Below are 14,700 nucleotides of genomic sequence, written 5' to 3'. Positions count from 1 at the left end.
TCGCCTTTTAATCTTTCGGTTGCCAGCTATACACATAGTCTGGATTTTCAACACTTGCACACACCTCACCCATGGTCAGCGCGTTGCGAGTGTCGAGCATCACGGCAACTTCGTCAGTGAATTTTTTCTTGTATTCACGGCCTGCCTGAAAGGCTTTTGGATGTGGCCCGTGGGTAAATCCTGCCGGATGAAAGGTTACCATGCCTTTGTCGATATTGTCGCGACTGAAGAAGTCACCTTCATGGTAGAACAACACCTCATCGTAGTCATCGTTGTTGTGATAGAAGGGTACTTTCAGTGCGCCGGGGTCCGATTCAATGGGCCGTGGCACAAAAGTACAAACCACAAAACCATCCGCCACAAAGGTCGTGTGCGCCGATGGTGGCAAGTGATAACGATGGCTCATCAGTGGGCGGATGTCACGCCAGTTGATCCGCACCGGTGCCAAATCACCATGCCAGCCCACAGCGTCAAGCGGGTTGAATGGATAAGTAATGCGCGACACTTTACCGTGCCGTTTCACTTCAACCACCCACTGCTCTTCGCTGTATTGCGCCTGAAATGCAGCGTCAATATCTGGGGTATCTAAGCAGGCTGGGTCGAAAATCGCGTGATTACCCACCAGTCCCTTTTCCGGTAACTGATAAGCGCTATTGGTCGCTTCAATCATTACGATTTGAAGCGGTTCCAGAGGCTCTAAACGCCACGATGTGGAGCGTGGAATGCTAAAATAATCACCTTTTTCGAGGGTGATATGGCCATAATCACAGAATAACTCGGTACGGCCTTCGTGAATAAACAGCAGTTCATCACCATCGGCGTTACGCACCAAGAAATCCATTTTTTCACGGCAATGCCAAATGCGAAACTTGCATTGTGCATTATGCAATAACAATGGCACTTGCCACGGTGATACCGTGGCAACATTATCGAGTTTATTGAAGTCAAAGTTACGCGGACGTAAATCGCCCTCCCATTCACTCCAACCAGTGGGCGCATGACGATGATGAAAATGCGTCGCTGGGCCAAAAAAACCACTACGCCCAACTTCGCGCTCATAGATCGCCTGCTCCGGAAAATCTGCATGTGCCTGCTTTGAGGTCACACCGACTTGCTTCGGAAAGCTAATCCATTTACGCATCGCTGAGAACTCCTCGACGGATTTGATCTTCTTCTATTGATTCAAACAAGGCTTTGAAATTGCCCTCACCGAAGCCTTCATTGCCTTTACGCTGAATAATTTCAAAGAATACTGGGCCAATTACGGTCTGAGTGAAAATTTGCAGCAAAATACCGTCTTTCATTGGGGCGCCATCAATCAAAATCTGTAGCTCTTTAAGTTCGTCCAAATTTTCTTCGTGGCCTTCAACACGCTCGTTAACTTTCGCGTAGTAAGTATCTGGTGTCGGCATAAAGTCCATACCGATGGCGCGCAAATCACGGACGGTTTTGTAAATATTGTCAGTGGTCAAGGCGATATGCTGAATACCTTCACCGTTGTATTCGCGTAAATATTCTTCGATTTGTGATTTGTCATCGTGCGATTCATTGATCGGAATACGAATTTTGCCACATGGACCTGTCATTGCGCGGCTTAACAAACCAGTTAGCTTGCCTTCGATATCGAAATAGCGAATTTCGCGGAAGTTACCGATACGTTCGTAAAAGCCTGCCCAGGTATCCATATTGCCACGGAAGACATTGTGAGTCAGATGATCGACTTCATAGAGGCCCGCAGCATGATCTTTCATTTTTGCTTGCCAGTCATCGTAAAAGTTAAAATCCTGTGCGTAAACGCCAAGACCTTCGTAGTTATCAACGAAGTACAACACGCTCTCACCAATACCGTAAACGGCTGGAAAATCAGCCTCGCCAGCACCTAGCTTACGCTCGAACGGCTTCGCACCATTTTCTACCGCGTGATTGAATGCATGCTTCGCATCCTTAACGCGCCAAGCCATACCGCAGACACTCGCACCATGCGTTTTAGCAAACTCTTCAGCGTGACCGCCAACTTCGGCATTAACGATAAAGTTGATATCATTTTGCTTATAAAGCCAAACTTCCTTGCTCTTGTGCTTGGCTACTTCAGTAAAGCCTAACTTCACAAACAAGTCTTTGAGTGCCGCAATACCCTCGGCATTCGGAGCTGTGTACTCAACGAATTCAAAGCCGTTGGTTTGTAATGGGTTGTAGTTGATGTCAGTCATAGTTATCAGATCCTTTGCTGCTGTAGTTAGAACAATGCTTACCATAGTTCTACTATGCGGCTGCAGATTCGGCTAGAGGCGCCCACTATTCAACGGGATGGTGAAAAACAAAGCAAATCGTAAAGAATTTGATACAGATCAAGATTTGTGGCGTTAGCGGCTCGTTGTTGTAGCGTTTTGCATACAACAACGAGTTATAGTGTAAACTTTTATTTACTCACCGTGGTTACACGAGGCTTTTTGCGCTGCTTACCAATCCCATACTCGCGCAGCTTATTCGCTACCGCAGTGTGTGAAAGGCCTAGCTTTTTGGCGAGTTGCCGAGTACTGGGATAACTTGGATACAAGCGTCGCAGAATGGTTGCTTCGAATTTTTTCACGGCTTCGTCCAAACTTCCTTCTTCTAAGTCCACAGCAAGGTTCTCTTGCAAAGCCTCGGTCTCTGGCAGATAAATATCACTGGCAGTGAGGCGGTCGCCCTCAAGCATGGAGATTGAGCGAAAGAGCACGTTCTCTAGTTGCCGCACGTTGCCCGGCCATTGATAGCGCTGCAATAAGTCGCGACAATCACGGGTCAACAACACCAAACTACGGCCCAAGCGTTGGCATGCCTGCAAACAAAAGTGTTCCGCGAGTAAATGGATATCCGCTTTGCGCTCGCGCAGAGGTGGTAACTGCAGACTCAAAACATTGAGTCGGTAATAGAGGTCTTCTCGAAATACACCGGCATCAACTCGTTCAAGTAAATCATCACGGGCCGAACAAATAATTCGCACATCAACAGCAACTTCTTGCTCTTCACCAATGCGGCGGAATTTACCGTCTTGAATGAACCGCAGTAGTTTCGCTTGTAAGCTATTTGACATTTCCCCGACTGCATCCAACAGCACGGTGCCGCCGTTGGCTTGCTCAAAGATACCTTTCTTAGCTTCGGTATGGGGACCAAGACTACCTTTGCCGTGACCAAAGAGCTCACTTTCGGCAACGTTATCCGGTAGTGCGGCGCAATTCACCGCTAAAAAGGGCTGGCTGGCACGTTGACTGGCTTGATGACAAGCACGCGCTAATAATTCCTTACCCACCCCAGTTTCTCCGGTGATTAGCAGCGGCACGCTCAATTCTGCCACCCGCCGCGCTTCGTTGATTACCCGCTTCATACTGGCATGCTCACCCAGTATCTGGGTAAATGCGTCATGTTGCCCACCGCGTTGCCATTGCCCACTCAGTGGCTGCGGTTTACAGGTCAAAACCGCGCCAGCAAAGCTGTCATTACTCTCTTCACCGGCCACCCAAATCGGCATCAACTCGGCAAAATACTTGGCGCCGTTGATAGTTACTTGGTGCGTGTGGGGTTCTGTCGGCTGCCGTTCAAGCCAGCGCGTCACGTTAAAGCCACTGACCCAGTGAGCAATCGCCGTTCCTGACAAGGGTTCACGCGTATCAGATAACAACAGGTGCGCAGCTTCATTAACGATATCGATTTGCCCACGCGCATCTATCGATAACACCGGATCAGGTAATTTGTTGAGCAGCAAACTAAACTCGTAGTGCTCTCGCTCGGATGGCATAAAGGCAACGGTTTTGACGTCTTTGACGTTCGGAATACGGCGAATTTCCGGCATTAAATGCTGGAATTCTGTAAATTCCATTTCGGGGAAATTGAGAAAGATTTTACCTTTCGGGTCAACTTCAATACCGCGTAAATCAATTTCACGATCGCGCAGGATCTGCAGCACATCTTGGGCTAGACCGAGGCGATCGTCACAGGTGATCTCTAAGCGCATGGCAACTTCTTATCGTTGACTAAAATGTAAACATAAGTATACATAAAAAAGCCTCTGTGAGTCATCCCAACAGAGGCTCATTTCATCGCTTTAGTTACGCAATTGGCGGCGTTTCTAGATCACTCCGCGTCGAGCACGTCGTCCGTGCGCGCAGCCATGATGAAGTCATTTTTGTGCAGGCCATTAATGGCATGGGTCCACCAAGTGACGGTCACTTTCCCCCACTCGGTTACCAAAGTTGGATGGTGGAACTCAGCTTCCGCAACTTCACCCACACGGTTGGTAAACGCGAGCGCTTGCTTGAAGTTTTTAAACTTAAAAACGCGCTCGAGTTGCATCACGCCATCGCGTGCAACAGGTGTCCACTCTGGAATTTCGCGCATCAGTTCCGCCAGTTCTTCATCACTCACTTTTGGCGCATCGGCATTACAGGCTTCGCATTTCTGCTGTTTTAAATCACTCATTCATTACTCCAACTACTTTTAAGCTGCATTTTTGGGTGGAAATTTAGGTTCGAATAAGCCGAGTTCCATGGCCTCGCGAACGAGCGCCATAATGTCTAAGTCGGCAATTTCAAATAATTGTTCGGTCGATTCTAGGGTGTAGTATATCGGTTGCATGATATCAATCCGATACGGCGTACGCAGTGCATCAAGTGGCACCAATGGCTTACGCTCAGGCTTGTCACTGTGAATCGCATACTCTGTCTCGCCTGGGGACGATAAGATACCGCCGCCGTAAATACGTAATCCATCTTTGGTATTCAATAAACCAAATTCGACGGTGAACCAGTACAGACGCGCCAAATACACCCGCTCTTTGGGTGTCGCATTGAGGCCTAATTTACCGTACTGATGGGTAAAGTGCGCAAACGCAGGATTGGTCAACAATGGGCAATGGCCGAATATTTCGTGAAAAATATCGGGTTCTTGCAAGTAATCGAACTCTTCTCGGGTGCGAATAAAAGTCGCCACTGGAAATTGTTTGTTGGCCAATAGCCGAAAGAATTCGTCAAATGGAATTAATGCTGGAACCTGTGCAACTTGCCAACCGGTGGTACTTTCTAATACCCGATTGATTTCATGCAGTTGTGGAATGCGATCCTGCGGTAAGTCTAACAGTTCAAGACCATGCATATATTCGTCACAGGCTTTGCCCGGAATATGTTTTAACTGGCGAGCAACCAAATCGCGCCATACTGCGTTGTCTTCGTCACTCCAGGCGATAATGCCATGTTCGTCTGGCTGGCGTGAAACGTATTGGCTTTGTTTACCCATAAGTCAAAGTTTCCCCTTGTTGTTCTGTATTAGTAGTGGCCGCAAAAGTACGCTCAAGCGCTTGCGCCAAATCATTTTGAATATCTGTGACCGCTTCTAGCCCAACGGCAATGCGAATCAAGGTATCGCTGATACCAGCTTTAGCGCGTGCTTCAGGCGTATACGGCGAATGCGTCATCGACGCTGGATGTTGAATCAGAGTTTCGGCATCGCCAAGACTCACTGCTATAGTTATTAATTGTAGACTATCGAGCATATTGCGAGCGTCATCGATAGTGCCGTCTAGTTCAAACGCAATCACTGCGCCCGCTCCTTGCATTTGTGTGCCCAACAAAGCTTGCGCTGGATGTCCCGGCAAGCCAGGGTAATAGACTTCACGCACGCGCGGGTGCTGCTGCAAGAACTCGGCGATCACTTGCGCGTTCTTGCAATGGCGTTCCATTCGCACATCGAGGGTTTTTAAACCACGTAAAATCAACCAAGCATCATGCGGACTCATGGTAGCCCCCATGTCCTTTAACGTCGTTGCTTTGATCAGCTCGATATCTTCTTGGCTCGCACAAATAACGCCAGCGACGACATCGCCATGCCCATTTAAATATTTGGTCGCACTGTGAATGACAATATCCGCGCCCTGTTTGCGTGGCTGTTGCAGTAGCGGGGTCATGAAAGTGTTGTCGACAATCACCCGTGCTTGTCGTTGTTTTGCAATAGCACTAACGGCTGCAATATCAATCACTTTTAAATGCGGATTCGCTGGCGTTTCAATAAATACCATTTTGGTGTTGGCTCGCATCGCCGCTTGCACGTTGGCCGGGTCGGTCATGTCAACAAAATCAACGCTGATGCCAAACTTGCGGAATAGATGCGAAAACAAGGCAAAGCTACAGCCGTAAATGGCGTCAGCCACCACCACGTGATCGCCTTGCTGCAAGAATGCGAGCATCGCCGCTGAGACAGCCCCCATACCCGTCGCACTTGCTGCCGCTGCCGGATAGCCTTCGAGAGCGGCAACCCGTTGTTCGAGTTGAGCAATGGTGGGGTTGCCGAGTCGACTGTAGATGTAGCCGTCCTCTTCGCCGGCAAAACGCGCAGAGCCCTGCGCCGTATTTGCAAAAGCAAAGGTGGCGGTTTGATAAAGCGGTGCAACCAAAGCACCATGCTCATCCGCGTGCTTTCCCGCGTGGATGGTCATGGTTGCTGGCTGCCATTGCGATTTGTTATTAGGGTTATCGCGCATTGGCAGTATGTCCTCCTGTAGTTGCTCTCAAGAGTGCATGCTGCCCATGCGCAACGCAACTTGTCAGAATGACAGAGTTGCGTGGCAGGTGTAACGCAAATTTTCCACTAAAAACTTGCGCTCGGACAAATTAAAGGTTCTTCAATTCGCGGTCGACTTGATAAGCGTTTGAGGTCACATAGCGTTCCATCGCCTGTAAGCGTGATTCCAGTTCACGGAACTCATGGTCGATTTCATGAAAGGCTCGACGCGGCGGTTCACCCGCTTCATAGACCTTGGTTTTGAGGCCAATCGGTTTATGTTCTGTTTTGCCTTGTGCATCGGTTAGCGGCTTCTCATCTAGGATCATCCACGCGGCGATATACAAAATAATCACAAAGCCATGACCAAAGATGACCGCAGTGACGACAATGATCCGTACCAGCCAAGCTTCGATATTGAAGTAATTCGCTATGCCGGCACAGACGCCCGCGATTTTTGCGTTTTGCTTATCGCGGAGCAACTGACGTCGTGGTTTTGGATCGTCGCTGTAACTCATTTGCGGTCCCTCCAAGTCGGCGCGTCCGCATCCAGAATAGATTCTAGGGTTTTAATACGTTCGCGCATTTGTTCTGCTTGCTGCGCAAGTTGCTGCAGGTTTTGCAACTCGTCGGCCGATAACCCTTGGCCAATCTTGCGCTTACTCCGGTAATGCATGATGACCCAAATGGGTGCCACAAAAATCATGAATAGAATCAGTGGCACTGCGATCATCGGTACAAGTATGTCTGCCATTGCTTTTGTTCCCTTTAAGTTTGTCGGCTTGGCTGTCACCCGCAAGCGCGGGTGATACCCTGCTGCCGCATCGCTTATTCAGCTTTGGTGTCTTTAGTGTCTTTTTTAACGCGAGCTTTTAAAGCTTCTAACTCGTCGTTGATTTTATCTTCGCCTTCAAGTTCAGCGAATTCATCACGTAGTGATTTTTTGCCCATGTCATAGGCTTCAACTTGCGATTCTAAGTCATCAATTTTTGACTCATAACGCTCGAAGCGCAACATTGCATCGTCGATTTTGCCGCTATCAATACGTTTTTTCACTTCTAAACGGCTACTGGCAGCGCGTTGACGCATGATAATGGTTTTCTGCCGTGCTTTTGCATCCGCCAATTTCTCTTGCAACTGACCCACCTCTTCGTTCATGCGGTTCAGATGCTCATTAATACGTTCAACATCCGTCTGCAAGCTAGTCACTGCATCGGCGGCTTTACGTTTCTCAACCAAAGCCAAGCGCGCTAAGTCGTCACGATCTTTACTTAAAGCCAGCTCAGCTTTCTTTTCCCACTCAGCAACTTCAAGTTCGTAGCGTGACATTTGACGCTCAGTGTCTTTTTTCTCGGCAATCAAGCGCGCTGATGTTGAACGCACTTCTACCAATGTATCTTCCATTTCTTGAATAATTAAGCGCACCATTTTCTCTGGATCTTCAGCTTTATCCAAAATGGCATTGATGTTCGAATTTACGATATCAGTAAAACGTGAAAAGATACCCATGTTCGTGTCCTCATCTTATGTTTTAAAAACTGTTACTGTTACGGTCATCGAAATTAATGCAGATACCATGCCAACTTTTCAAAACCTACATAAACTGCTGAATTTCATTCATTTACGACTGATTGCAAATTTTTATTTGAATGCTAGCGGTTATCAAATACACTAATTATTAGCGAAATTCGCCAATCTCAGCAGTTGTACAATAATAAATAGAGGAACGCTGCCATGAATCGCCCTCGTGAGGCTGATAATTTAATCGGTCAAGCCAATAGTTTCCTTGCCGTGCTCGAGCAGGTTTCACAAATCGCCCCGCTCAATAAACCAGTGCTTATTATTGGCGAACGGGGCACCGGTAAAGAACTCATCGCGGCGCGTTTGCACTTCTTATCGCAGCGTTGGCAACAAAATTACGTAAAACTTAATTGCGCAGCCCTTAGCGAGAGTTTGCTCGAAAGTGAATTATTTGGTCACGAAGCCGGTGCCTTTACTGGCGCACAAAAACGCCACGAGGGACGTTTCGAGCGCGCCGACCAAGGCACGTTGTTTCTTGACGAGCTCGCGAACACCTCAGCCCTAGTTCAAGAAAAAATCCTCCGCGTGATTGAATACGGTGAATTTGAGCGCGTTGGCGGCAGTAAGACTGTCTCAGTTGATGTCCGCTTAATTGCAGCAACTAACGAAGATTTACCCGCACTCGCCGAGCGCGGCGAATTCCGCGCCGATCTTCTTGATCGGCTGGCGTTCGACGTCATTACCCTTCCACCACTGCGTGAACGCCGTGACGACATTTTAATTTTAGCCGAACATTTCGCGATTCAAATGGCGCGCGAACTCGGCTATGAATTATTCAGTGGCTTTACCGAGCGTGCACGTAACGCGCTGCTCGAATACGACTGGCCAGGTAACATTCGTGAACTTAAGAATGTCGTTGAACGCTCCGTTTATCGGCTTGGCAGTGGTGCCATTCCGCTCGATCAGATCACCCTTGATCCCTTCGCCAGTCCATGGCGGCCGGCAGCTGCAGCCCATCGTAAAGCAAGCGCAGCAAATACAGTTGGAACCAAGCCTGCTAATAGCGACGAGCAACAACCGCAGCAAGACACTGAAAATGTCTTGAAAACCGTCAATTTTGATTGTGGTCCGATCGACTTCAAAGAAGTTACCGCACAATTCGAAACTGAGGTTTTACAACAAGCACTGCAACATGCACAATTCAATCAAAAGAAAACCGCAGAATTGCTGGGTCTGACCTATCATCAATTACGTGGTTACTTAAAAAAATATTCCCTATTGGATGGATCGACGAATTAAATGACGCTCTGGCGACTGACTTGGCTCACCCCTTTGTTGCTGCTGCAAGCCTGCAGTCCGGCAGGTAATCAGGTAGAGCCCCTGAAAGAAGGTCTCATTTATTGTTCTGAGGGAAATCCGGAGAGCTTCAATCCGCAGCTGGGTACGTCAGGCACGACGATAGATGCGACCTCAGCACAACTTTATGATCGTCTGCTCGATTATGACGAAGACCAGCAAGACTTTATTCCTGCCCTAGCAACAGCATGGCAGACACTCGATGACGGGACGCGCTATCGCTTTGAGTTGCGTGAAGATGTCGCCTTTCACCAGACACCCTGGTTCACGCCAACCCGCCCGCTCAATGCTGAAGACATCGTGTTTAGTTTTCGCCGTTGGCTTGACGAAGGGCATCCGTATCATGATATCAACGGCGGCAATTATCCGTTCTTTACCGCCAGTGGCCTCAATCGATTGATTGAACGCGTTGTTGCAGTCGATCCGCAAACCGTTGATTTCTATTTGAGCCGCAGCGACAGCTCGTTTTTAGCAAATCTCGCCACCGATTTTGCGATTATCCTTTCAGCCGAGTACGGCGCTACTTTACTCGAACGTGGAACGCCAGGTTTGATAGACCAGCAGCCAGTTGGCACAGGGCCGTTCGTGTTTGATGAATTTCGCAAAGACTTGTTGATTCGCTACGCACGTAACACCAATTACTGGCGCACGCCGGCACACATCGAACAACTGGTCTATAGCATTACTCCAAACGCCAACAAGCGCATGCTAAAACTGATTACCGGTGAATGTGATGTAATTCCGTACCCGTTAGTCGAAGAATTGGCATTACTTGATACCGAAGATGAGATTCGTATCAGCGGTACCGTCAACCCCAATAGCGCGTTCTGGGCGTTTAATACCCAGCATCCGCCCTTTGACGATGTCAGAGTGCGACGCGCGCTCGCCTATGCCATTAATCGTCCAGCCATTATCCAAAATGTCTATAACGGCAATGCACGCCTAGCGACAGGTATTTTGCCGGAAACTTCGTGGGCGTTCAGTCCAGTTGACCAAACCCACGGCTACGACCCTGCTTATGCGAAGGAGCTGCTAGCCGAGGCCGGCTATGCGGACGGTTTCGATTTTGAATTGTGGGCAATGCCGGTCCAACGTGCCTACAACCCCAATGCCCAGCGCATGGCTGAGTTGATCCAAGCTGACTTGGCACAAATTGGCGTGCGCGCGGAAATCGTGAGCTATGAATGGAACGCGTTTCGTCGGCGTTTGGCACGCGATGAACACGATAGTGTGCTGATTGGCTGGATCGCCGACAATGCTGACCCAGATAATTTTTTCCGGCCACTGCTTAGTTGTAATGCTAAGGCTGTGGGGACCAACCGCGCCAACTGGTGTAACGCTGAGTTTGATGAATTACTCGCTGAAGCCATTCGTGAGCAAGAAAACGCTAAACGTAAACAGCTGTATCAAGAGGTCGAAAATTGGGTTTACCGCGAGGTTCCCTTGATTCCTATCGCTAACTCAATGCGTTTTCAAGCCTACCGTGGAGATATTCAAGGCGTTGAAGTACCCGCCTATGGCGGCGTCAATTTTCGCTTCGCACGCCATGTCGATACGGCCGCGACCGAATCAGCCGGAGTACAGCCATGATTCGCTACACCCTACGACGGATGATGCTGCTGCTTATTACGCTATGGTTACTTACCGTCTTCATATTTTCACTTAACTACTTCTTCCCTGGTGATCCGCTGACCAATATGAGTGGAGTCCGTGCCAGTGATGCGCTGAACTATCAACTGGCCACTGCCACGCGTGCTTTTGACCAAGGTATTCTCGCGCAATACAGCAATTTCCTTGGACATCTTTTACGTGGCGAATGGGGCCAATCGTTGAGCACCCAACAGCCAGTTTTTCAGGAACTACTGCCGCTCCTTGGCGCGACCGTCGAGCTTTCACTGCTGGCAATGATTGTGGCCATGGTTATTGGTGCACCGCTAGGCTTGTACGCCGCAGGACAGCGACGTGGTGCACTTGACCGCCTCGTCATGGGGCTGAGCCTGAGTGCCTACTCGATTCCCGTGTTTTGGCTCGCGCAGTTACTCATTTTATTGTTCGCGGTAAAACTGGGATGGACGCCTATCTCAGGACAAATCAATCCATTGTTCGATATCGAGGTGAGTAGCGGGGCTATTTTGTTGGATATTGGTTTGAGCGACAGTCCTTATCGCAGCGCTGCCTTTGCCGATGCCATCAGCCATTTGTGGTTACCGGTGCTGGTGTTGGCCATGATGCCTGCCACCATGTTGATGCGGGTGACCCGTAATAGCATGCTTGAGGTAATGCAACAGAACTATATTCGTTCGGCACGGGCCCGTGGTTTAAGTGACCGGCGCATTCTATGGCGGCACGTGATGCCCAATACTATGCAGCCGGTGGTAAGGCAGTTGGGCCTGATGTTCAGTATTTTGATGAGTAATATCATTATCACTGAAGTAATCTTTAATTGGCCGGGGCTCGGAAGTTGGCTGGTAAAAAGTATTTATGAGCGCGATTATCCTGTTATGCAGGCTGGTCTTTTTACCTTTGCCGCATTGATTTTATTAGTGAATGTGCTGGTCGAGCTCTATCATGCCTGGCGTTATCCGCAAGTACGGAAGGAACTCTATGCAGAACGCTAATATTTACTTTCAGCATCGTGAACCTTCGCCCCTGCGGCAAATCTGGTTGCATTTAAACGCCAATCCATTCGCCGTTGCAGCTTTCTATTTTCTCTGCGCAGCCTTGCTGATTATGATTTTCTCGCCGTGGTTAGTTCCCTACGCGCCTGATAGCCAATTTGCAGACGCTATCCTGCAACCACCTAGCTGGAGCGATCAGGGTGAGATTCGTTTTTTATTTGGTACCGATGACCTTGGTCGCGATGTGCTGTCGCGGATTATTGCTGGTTCTGTTTATAGCCTCGGCTATCCACTTTTAGCGGTATTGATTGCCGCTGTTATTGGTATCAGCATAGGCGCTTGGGCGGGAATGTCACGCGGGGTGCAATCTTCGACGCTAAACCATTTTCTTGATGTGATTTTATCCATTCCCTCATTGCTTTTGGCTTTGGTCATTATCGCCATTCTTGGACCATCACTTCTTAACGTGATGTTTGCTATTACCTTAGTCTTGATACCGCAATTTATTCATGAAGTTCACAATGCGATTTACGATGAGCGTTACAAGGAATATGTCACCGCATCGCGCCTTAATGGTGTGAGTCGCTGGTACATGTTTAGCCGGGTTATCTTTCCGAATATTACCAGTCGCTTGGTGATGCAAACCACTTTTGCCCTGTCGACTGCTATTCTCGATATTGCTGCACTCGGCTTCCTAGGTCTTGGTGTACAAGCACCTGCACCTGAGTGGGGCACTATGCTCGCCCGTAGTCTTGATCAAGTTTATGTATCACCTTGGATGATGATCTTGCCAGGCCTCGCTCTGTTTATCACCATTTTGTCAATTAACATTCTCGGCGATAGCGTCCGTGCAGCCATTGCCGAACGGGTGCGTCAATCATGAATATTCTCGATATTCGCAACCTAACCATTGAACTAGAGACAGACGCAGGCTTAGTACGTGTACTCGATCGCTTTAGCTTGCAACTGGCTGAGGGCGAAATTCACACCTTGGTTGGCGAATCGGGCTCGGGCAAGAGTTTGCTCGCCAAAGCTATTCTTGGTTTTATTAATCCCAAATGGAAAATTACTGCCGATCGTTTGTGGTGGCGACAATACGATTTGTTGAATTTAAATCCAGCTGCGCGGCGCATTATCACTGGCCGCGATATGGCGATGATTTTTCAGGACCCGAGTAGTTACCTCGACCCCAACGATAAAGTCGGCGCCCAACTCCGTGAAAGTATTCCACGGGGTGAGTTGTCGGGTATCTATTTAAAACGCCGTGCCGACCGGCAAACACGTGCCGAGCGACTCTTGCATCGTGTCGGGATTAAAAACACTGAAGAAGTAATGGATGCCTATCCGCACGAATTATCAGAGGGATTGGCGCAAAAAATCAGTATTGCTATGGCAATTGCGCACAATCCTAAATTGCTGATTGCTGACGAGCCGACCACCGCAATGGAACCCAATACCCGGGCGCAAATTTACCGCTTGTTGACGAAGCTCAGTGCCAGCCAAGGCATGTCTATTCTGATGATCACGCAAGATTTAACCGCGGTGATTCCAGAAAGTAAACAGATGTCGCTCATCTACTGTGGTCAACTGATGGAAACCGGCCCCACCGAGCAGCTTATGAGTACGCCGGCCCATCCCTATACCGAAGCCATGCTGAATATGAGCTTGTATCATCAGCAGAGCGAGCCGAAATCGCGTTTGCCTACCCTAACGGGTGCGATTCCCACTTTGCAACATATGCCGATTGGATGCCGCCTCGGTCCACGCTGCCCCTATGCACGAAAAGCCTGTGTGCAACAGCCGGCATTACGCAAAATTAAAAGCCAGCAATTCGCCTGTCATTATCCGCTGCGTGATGGAGATGACCATGAGTAAACTGCTAGAAGTGAGGAACATCAGCAAGTATTACACCCACAAAGACGGTTGGTTGCCGGGGCGCCGTATTTGTGCACTTGAACCTTTGAGTTTTAGTTTGGAACGTGGCGAAACTCTCGCCATTATGGGCGAAACGGGCTCCGGCAAATCGACCATTGCGAAAATTATTGCAGGTGCAGAGAAACCAAGCAGCGGTGAATTGTTCATCAATGGTCAGGCGCTCGACAAAATGGCCGACCAACAACGTTGCCGTTACGTACGCATGATATTTCAAGACAGCTTACGCTCATTGAACCCGCAGATTACCGTTGGTAAGCAATTGCTTGAGCCATTGCTATTTAATCATGACGGGAGGAGTCTTGAGGAGCGCAAAAAGCGAGTGTTTGAAACCCTACGCAAAGTTGGCTTGCTACCAGAGCATTATCACTTTTACCCGCACATGCTCTCAAGTGGACAGCAACAGCGGGTTTGTATTGCGCGCGCCATTGTTTTGGAACCGCAAATCATCGTCGCCGATGAAGCCTTTGCCGCACTCGACCCATCGATTAGAGCTCAAATCATTAATCTTATCCTTGATCTTCAACAAGATATGGGTATTTCTTTTATTTTCGTCACTCATTCGCCGGAGATCGTGAAACATGTTTCAGACAAGATCTTAATAATGCATCGTGGTAAAATGATCGAGTTTGGAACGACACAGGCACTGATAACCGATCCGCAAGAGAGTTTAACTGCCACTCTGTTGCAAGCGGACAATAACTATAAAGTGCCTTTACACTCAACAACGAAGGAGTAATGC

At 48.7% G+C, this 14,700-nt stretch carries 15 protein-coding genes; 6 read left to right on the top strand and 9 right to left on the bottom strand.

What is annotated here, in order from left to right; all coding sequences use genetic code 11:
• Positions 1 to 7 precede the first annotated feature (7 nt).
• The 9 genes from IDAT_RS00695 to pspA form a co-directional block, all read right to left on the bottom strand.
• On the bottom strand, positions 8 to 1,141 hold the full coding sequence (locus IDAT_RS00695) for a homogentisate 1,2-dioxygenase (protein ID WP_034729233.1): 1,134 nt from the start codon (positions 1,139 to 1,141) through the stop codon (positions 8 to 10).
• Positions 1,134 to 2,210 (bottom strand): 4-hydroxyphenylpyruvate dioxygenase, encoded by a 1,077-nt coding sequence (gene hppD / locus IDAT_RS00690; RefSeq protein ID WP_034729230.1) that lies wholly within the window; start codon positions 2,208 to 2,210, stop codon positions 1,134 to 1,136. Before hppD ends, IDAT_RS00695 begins: the two co-directional genes overlap by 8 nt.
• A 209-nt stretch (positions 2,211 to 2,419) precedes the next feature.
• Positions 2,420 to 3,994, bottom strand: coding sequence for a transcriptional regulator TyrR (tyrR, locus tag IDAT_RS00685; protein WP_034729228.1), 1,575 nt, complete (start codon positions 3,992 to 3,994; stop codon positions 2,420 to 2,422).
• 119 nt (positions 3,995 to 4,113) lie between these two features.
• Entirely contained in the window at positions 4,114 to 4,458 is a 345-nt protein-coding gene (locus IDAT_RS00680) for a 4a-hydroxytetrahydrobiopterin dehydratase (protein ID WP_034729225.1), read from the bottom strand.
• 18 nt (positions 4,459 to 4,476) lie between these two features.
• Positions 4,477 to 5,271 carry a phenylalanine 4-monooxygenase gene (gene phhA, locus IDAT_RS00675; RefSeq protein ID WP_034729223.1) on the bottom strand — a complete coding sequence of 265 codons (795 nt, stop codon included), beginning with the start codon at positions 5,269 to 5,271 and terminating at the stop codon, positions 4,477 to 4,479.
• A complete protein-coding gene (gene megL, locus IDAT_RS00670; protein ID WP_051986479.1) occupies positions 5,264 to 6,511 on the bottom strand; it encodes a methionine gamma-lyase in 1,248 nt (415 codons plus the stop codon). The genes phhA and megL overlap by 8 nt, the downstream gene beginning before the upstream one ends.
• Positions 6,512 to 6,641: 130 nt before the next feature.
• Entirely contained in the window at positions 6,642 to 7,049 is a 408-nt protein-coding gene (pspC, locus tag IDAT_RS00665) for an envelope stress response membrane protein PspC (RefSeq protein ID WP_034729221.1), read from the bottom strand.
• Positions 7,046 to 7,285 (bottom strand): envelope stress response membrane protein PspB, encoded by a 240-nt coding sequence (gene pspB / locus IDAT_RS00660; protein ID WP_034729219.1) that lies wholly within the window; start codon positions 7,283 to 7,285, stop codon positions 7,046 to 7,048. The genes pspC and pspB overlap by 4 nt, the downstream gene beginning before the upstream one ends.
• Before the next feature lie 74 nt (positions 7,286 to 7,359).
• The gene (gene pspA, locus IDAT_RS00655; protein WP_034729216.1) at positions 7,360 to 8,040 is read right to left on the bottom strand and encodes a phage shock protein PspA; all 681 of its coding nucleotides are present in this window, start codon (positions 8,038 to 8,040) and stop codon (positions 7,360 to 7,362) included.
• A 225-nt stretch (positions 8,041 to 8,265) separates the two neighbouring features.
• Here pspA and pspF point away from each other — a divergent pair, with 225 nt between their 5' ends.
• The 6 genes from pspF to IDAT_RS00625 are packed head-to-tail and all read left to right on the top strand — an operon-like array spanning position 8,266 to position 14,697.
• A complete protein-coding gene (pspF, locus tag IDAT_RS00650) occupies positions 8,266 to 9,351 on the top strand; it encodes a phage shock protein operon transcriptional activator (RefSeq protein WP_034729215.1) in 1,086 nt (361 codons plus the stop codon).
• Positions 9,352 to 10,998: an ABC transporter substrate-binding protein gene (locus IDAT_RS00645; protein ID WP_034729212.1), complete on the top strand. Its 1,647-nt coding sequence runs from the start codon at positions 9,352 to 9,354 to the stop codon at positions 10,996 to 10,998.
• A complete protein-coding gene (locus tag IDAT_RS00640; protein WP_034729209.1) occupies positions 10,995 to 12,026 on the top strand; it encodes an ABC transporter permease in 1,032 nt (343 codons plus the stop codon). Before IDAT_RS00645 ends, IDAT_RS00640 begins: the two co-directional genes overlap by 4 nt.
• Positions 12,013 to 12,909 carry an ABC transporter permease subunit gene (locus tag IDAT_RS00635; RefSeq protein WP_034729207.1) on the top strand — a complete coding sequence of 299 codons (897 nt, stop codon included), beginning with the start codon at positions 12,013 to 12,015 and terminating at the stop codon, positions 12,907 to 12,909. Before IDAT_RS00640 ends, IDAT_RS00635 begins: the two co-directional genes overlap by 14 nt.
• Positions 12,906 to 13,901 carry an oligopeptide/dipeptide ABC transporter ATP-binding protein gene (locus tag IDAT_RS00630; protein ID WP_034729204.1) on the top strand — a complete coding sequence of 332 codons (996 nt, stop codon included), beginning with the start codon at positions 12,906 to 12,908 and terminating at the stop codon, positions 13,899 to 13,901. Before IDAT_RS00635 ends, IDAT_RS00630 begins: the two co-directional genes overlap by 4 nt.
• A complete protein-coding gene (locus IDAT_RS00625; protein WP_034729202.1) occupies positions 13,894 to 14,697 on the top strand; it encodes an ATP-binding cassette domain-containing protein in 804 nt (267 codons plus the stop codon). The genes IDAT_RS00630 and IDAT_RS00625 overlap by 8 nt, the downstream gene beginning before the upstream one ends.
• The last annotated feature ends 3 nt before the right edge of the window (positions 14,698 to 14,700 follow it).

This window comes from Pseudidiomarina atlantica (assembly GCF_000753735.1).
Taxonomy (GTDB): Bacteria; Pseudomonadota; Gammaproteobacteria; order Enterobacterales; family Alteromonadaceae; genus Pseudidiomarina; species Pseudidiomarina atlantica.
The sequence above is the reverse complement of the archived record's forward strand: the minus strand, read 5'-3'. Positions and strand labels throughout refer to the sequence as shown.

What these genes read in the sequence shown, in the direction of transcription:
- IDAT_RS00640 (WP_034729209.1), top strand. Translation starts at nt 10,995, where the DNA reads ATGATTCGCTACACCCTACGACGGATGATGCTGCTGCTTATTACGCTA.
- pspB (WP_034729219.1), bottom strand. Translation starts at nt 7,285, where the DNA reads ATGGCAGACATACTTGTACCGATGATCGCAGTGCCACTGATTCTATTC.
- IDAT_RS00695 (WP_034729233.1), bottom strand. Translation starts at nt 1,141, where the DNA reads ATGCGTAAATGGATTAGCTTTCCGAAGCAAGTCGGTGTGACCTCAAAG.
- phhA (WP_034729223.1), bottom strand. Translation starts at nt 5,271, where the DNA reads ATGGGTAAACAAAGCCAATACGTTTCACGCCAGCCAGACGAACATGGC.
- IDAT_RS00625 (WP_034729202.1), top strand. Translation starts at nt 13,894, where the DNA reads ATGAGTAAACTGCTAGAAGTGAGGAACATCAGCAAGTATTACACCCAC.
- IDAT_RS00680 (WP_034729225.1), bottom strand. Translation starts at nt 4,458, where the DNA reads ATGAGTGATTTAAAACAGCAGAAATGCGAAGCCTGTAATGCCGATGCG.
- IDAT_RS00645 (WP_034729212.1), top strand. Translation starts at nt 9,352, where the DNA reads ATGACGCTCTGGCGACTGACTTGGCTCACCCCTTTGTTGCTGCTGCAA.
- tyrR (WP_034729228.1), bottom strand. Translation starts at nt 3,994, where the DNA reads ATGCGCTTAGAGATCACCTGTGACGATCGCCTCGGTCTAGCCCAAGAT.
- pspC (WP_034729221.1), bottom strand. Translation starts at nt 7,049, where the DNA reads ATGAGTTACAGCGACGATCCAAAACCACGACGTCAGTTGCTCCGCGAT.
- pspA (WP_034729216.1), bottom strand. Translation starts at nt 8,040, where the DNA reads ATGGGTATCTTTTCACGTTTTACTGATATCGTAAATTCGAACATCAAT.
- IDAT_RS00630 (WP_034729204.1), top strand. Translation starts at nt 12,906, where the DNA reads ATGAATATTCTCGATATTCGCAACCTAACCATTGAACTAGAGACAGAC.
- megL (WP_051986479.1), bottom strand. Translation starts at nt 6,511, where the DNA reads ATGCGCGATAACCCTAATAACAAATCGCAATGGCAGCCAGCAACCATG.
- IDAT_RS00635 (WP_034729207.1), top strand. Translation starts at nt 12,013, where the DNA reads ATGCAGAACGCTAATATTTACTTTCAGCATCGTGAACCTTCGCCCCTG.
- pspF (WP_034729215.1), top strand. Translation starts at nt 8,266, where the DNA reads ATGAATCGCCCTCGTGAGGCTGATAATTTAATCGGTCAAGCCAATAGT.
- hppD (WP_034729230.1), bottom strand. Translation starts at nt 2,210, where the DNA reads ATGACTGACATCAACTACAACCCATTACAAACCAACGGCTTTGAATTC.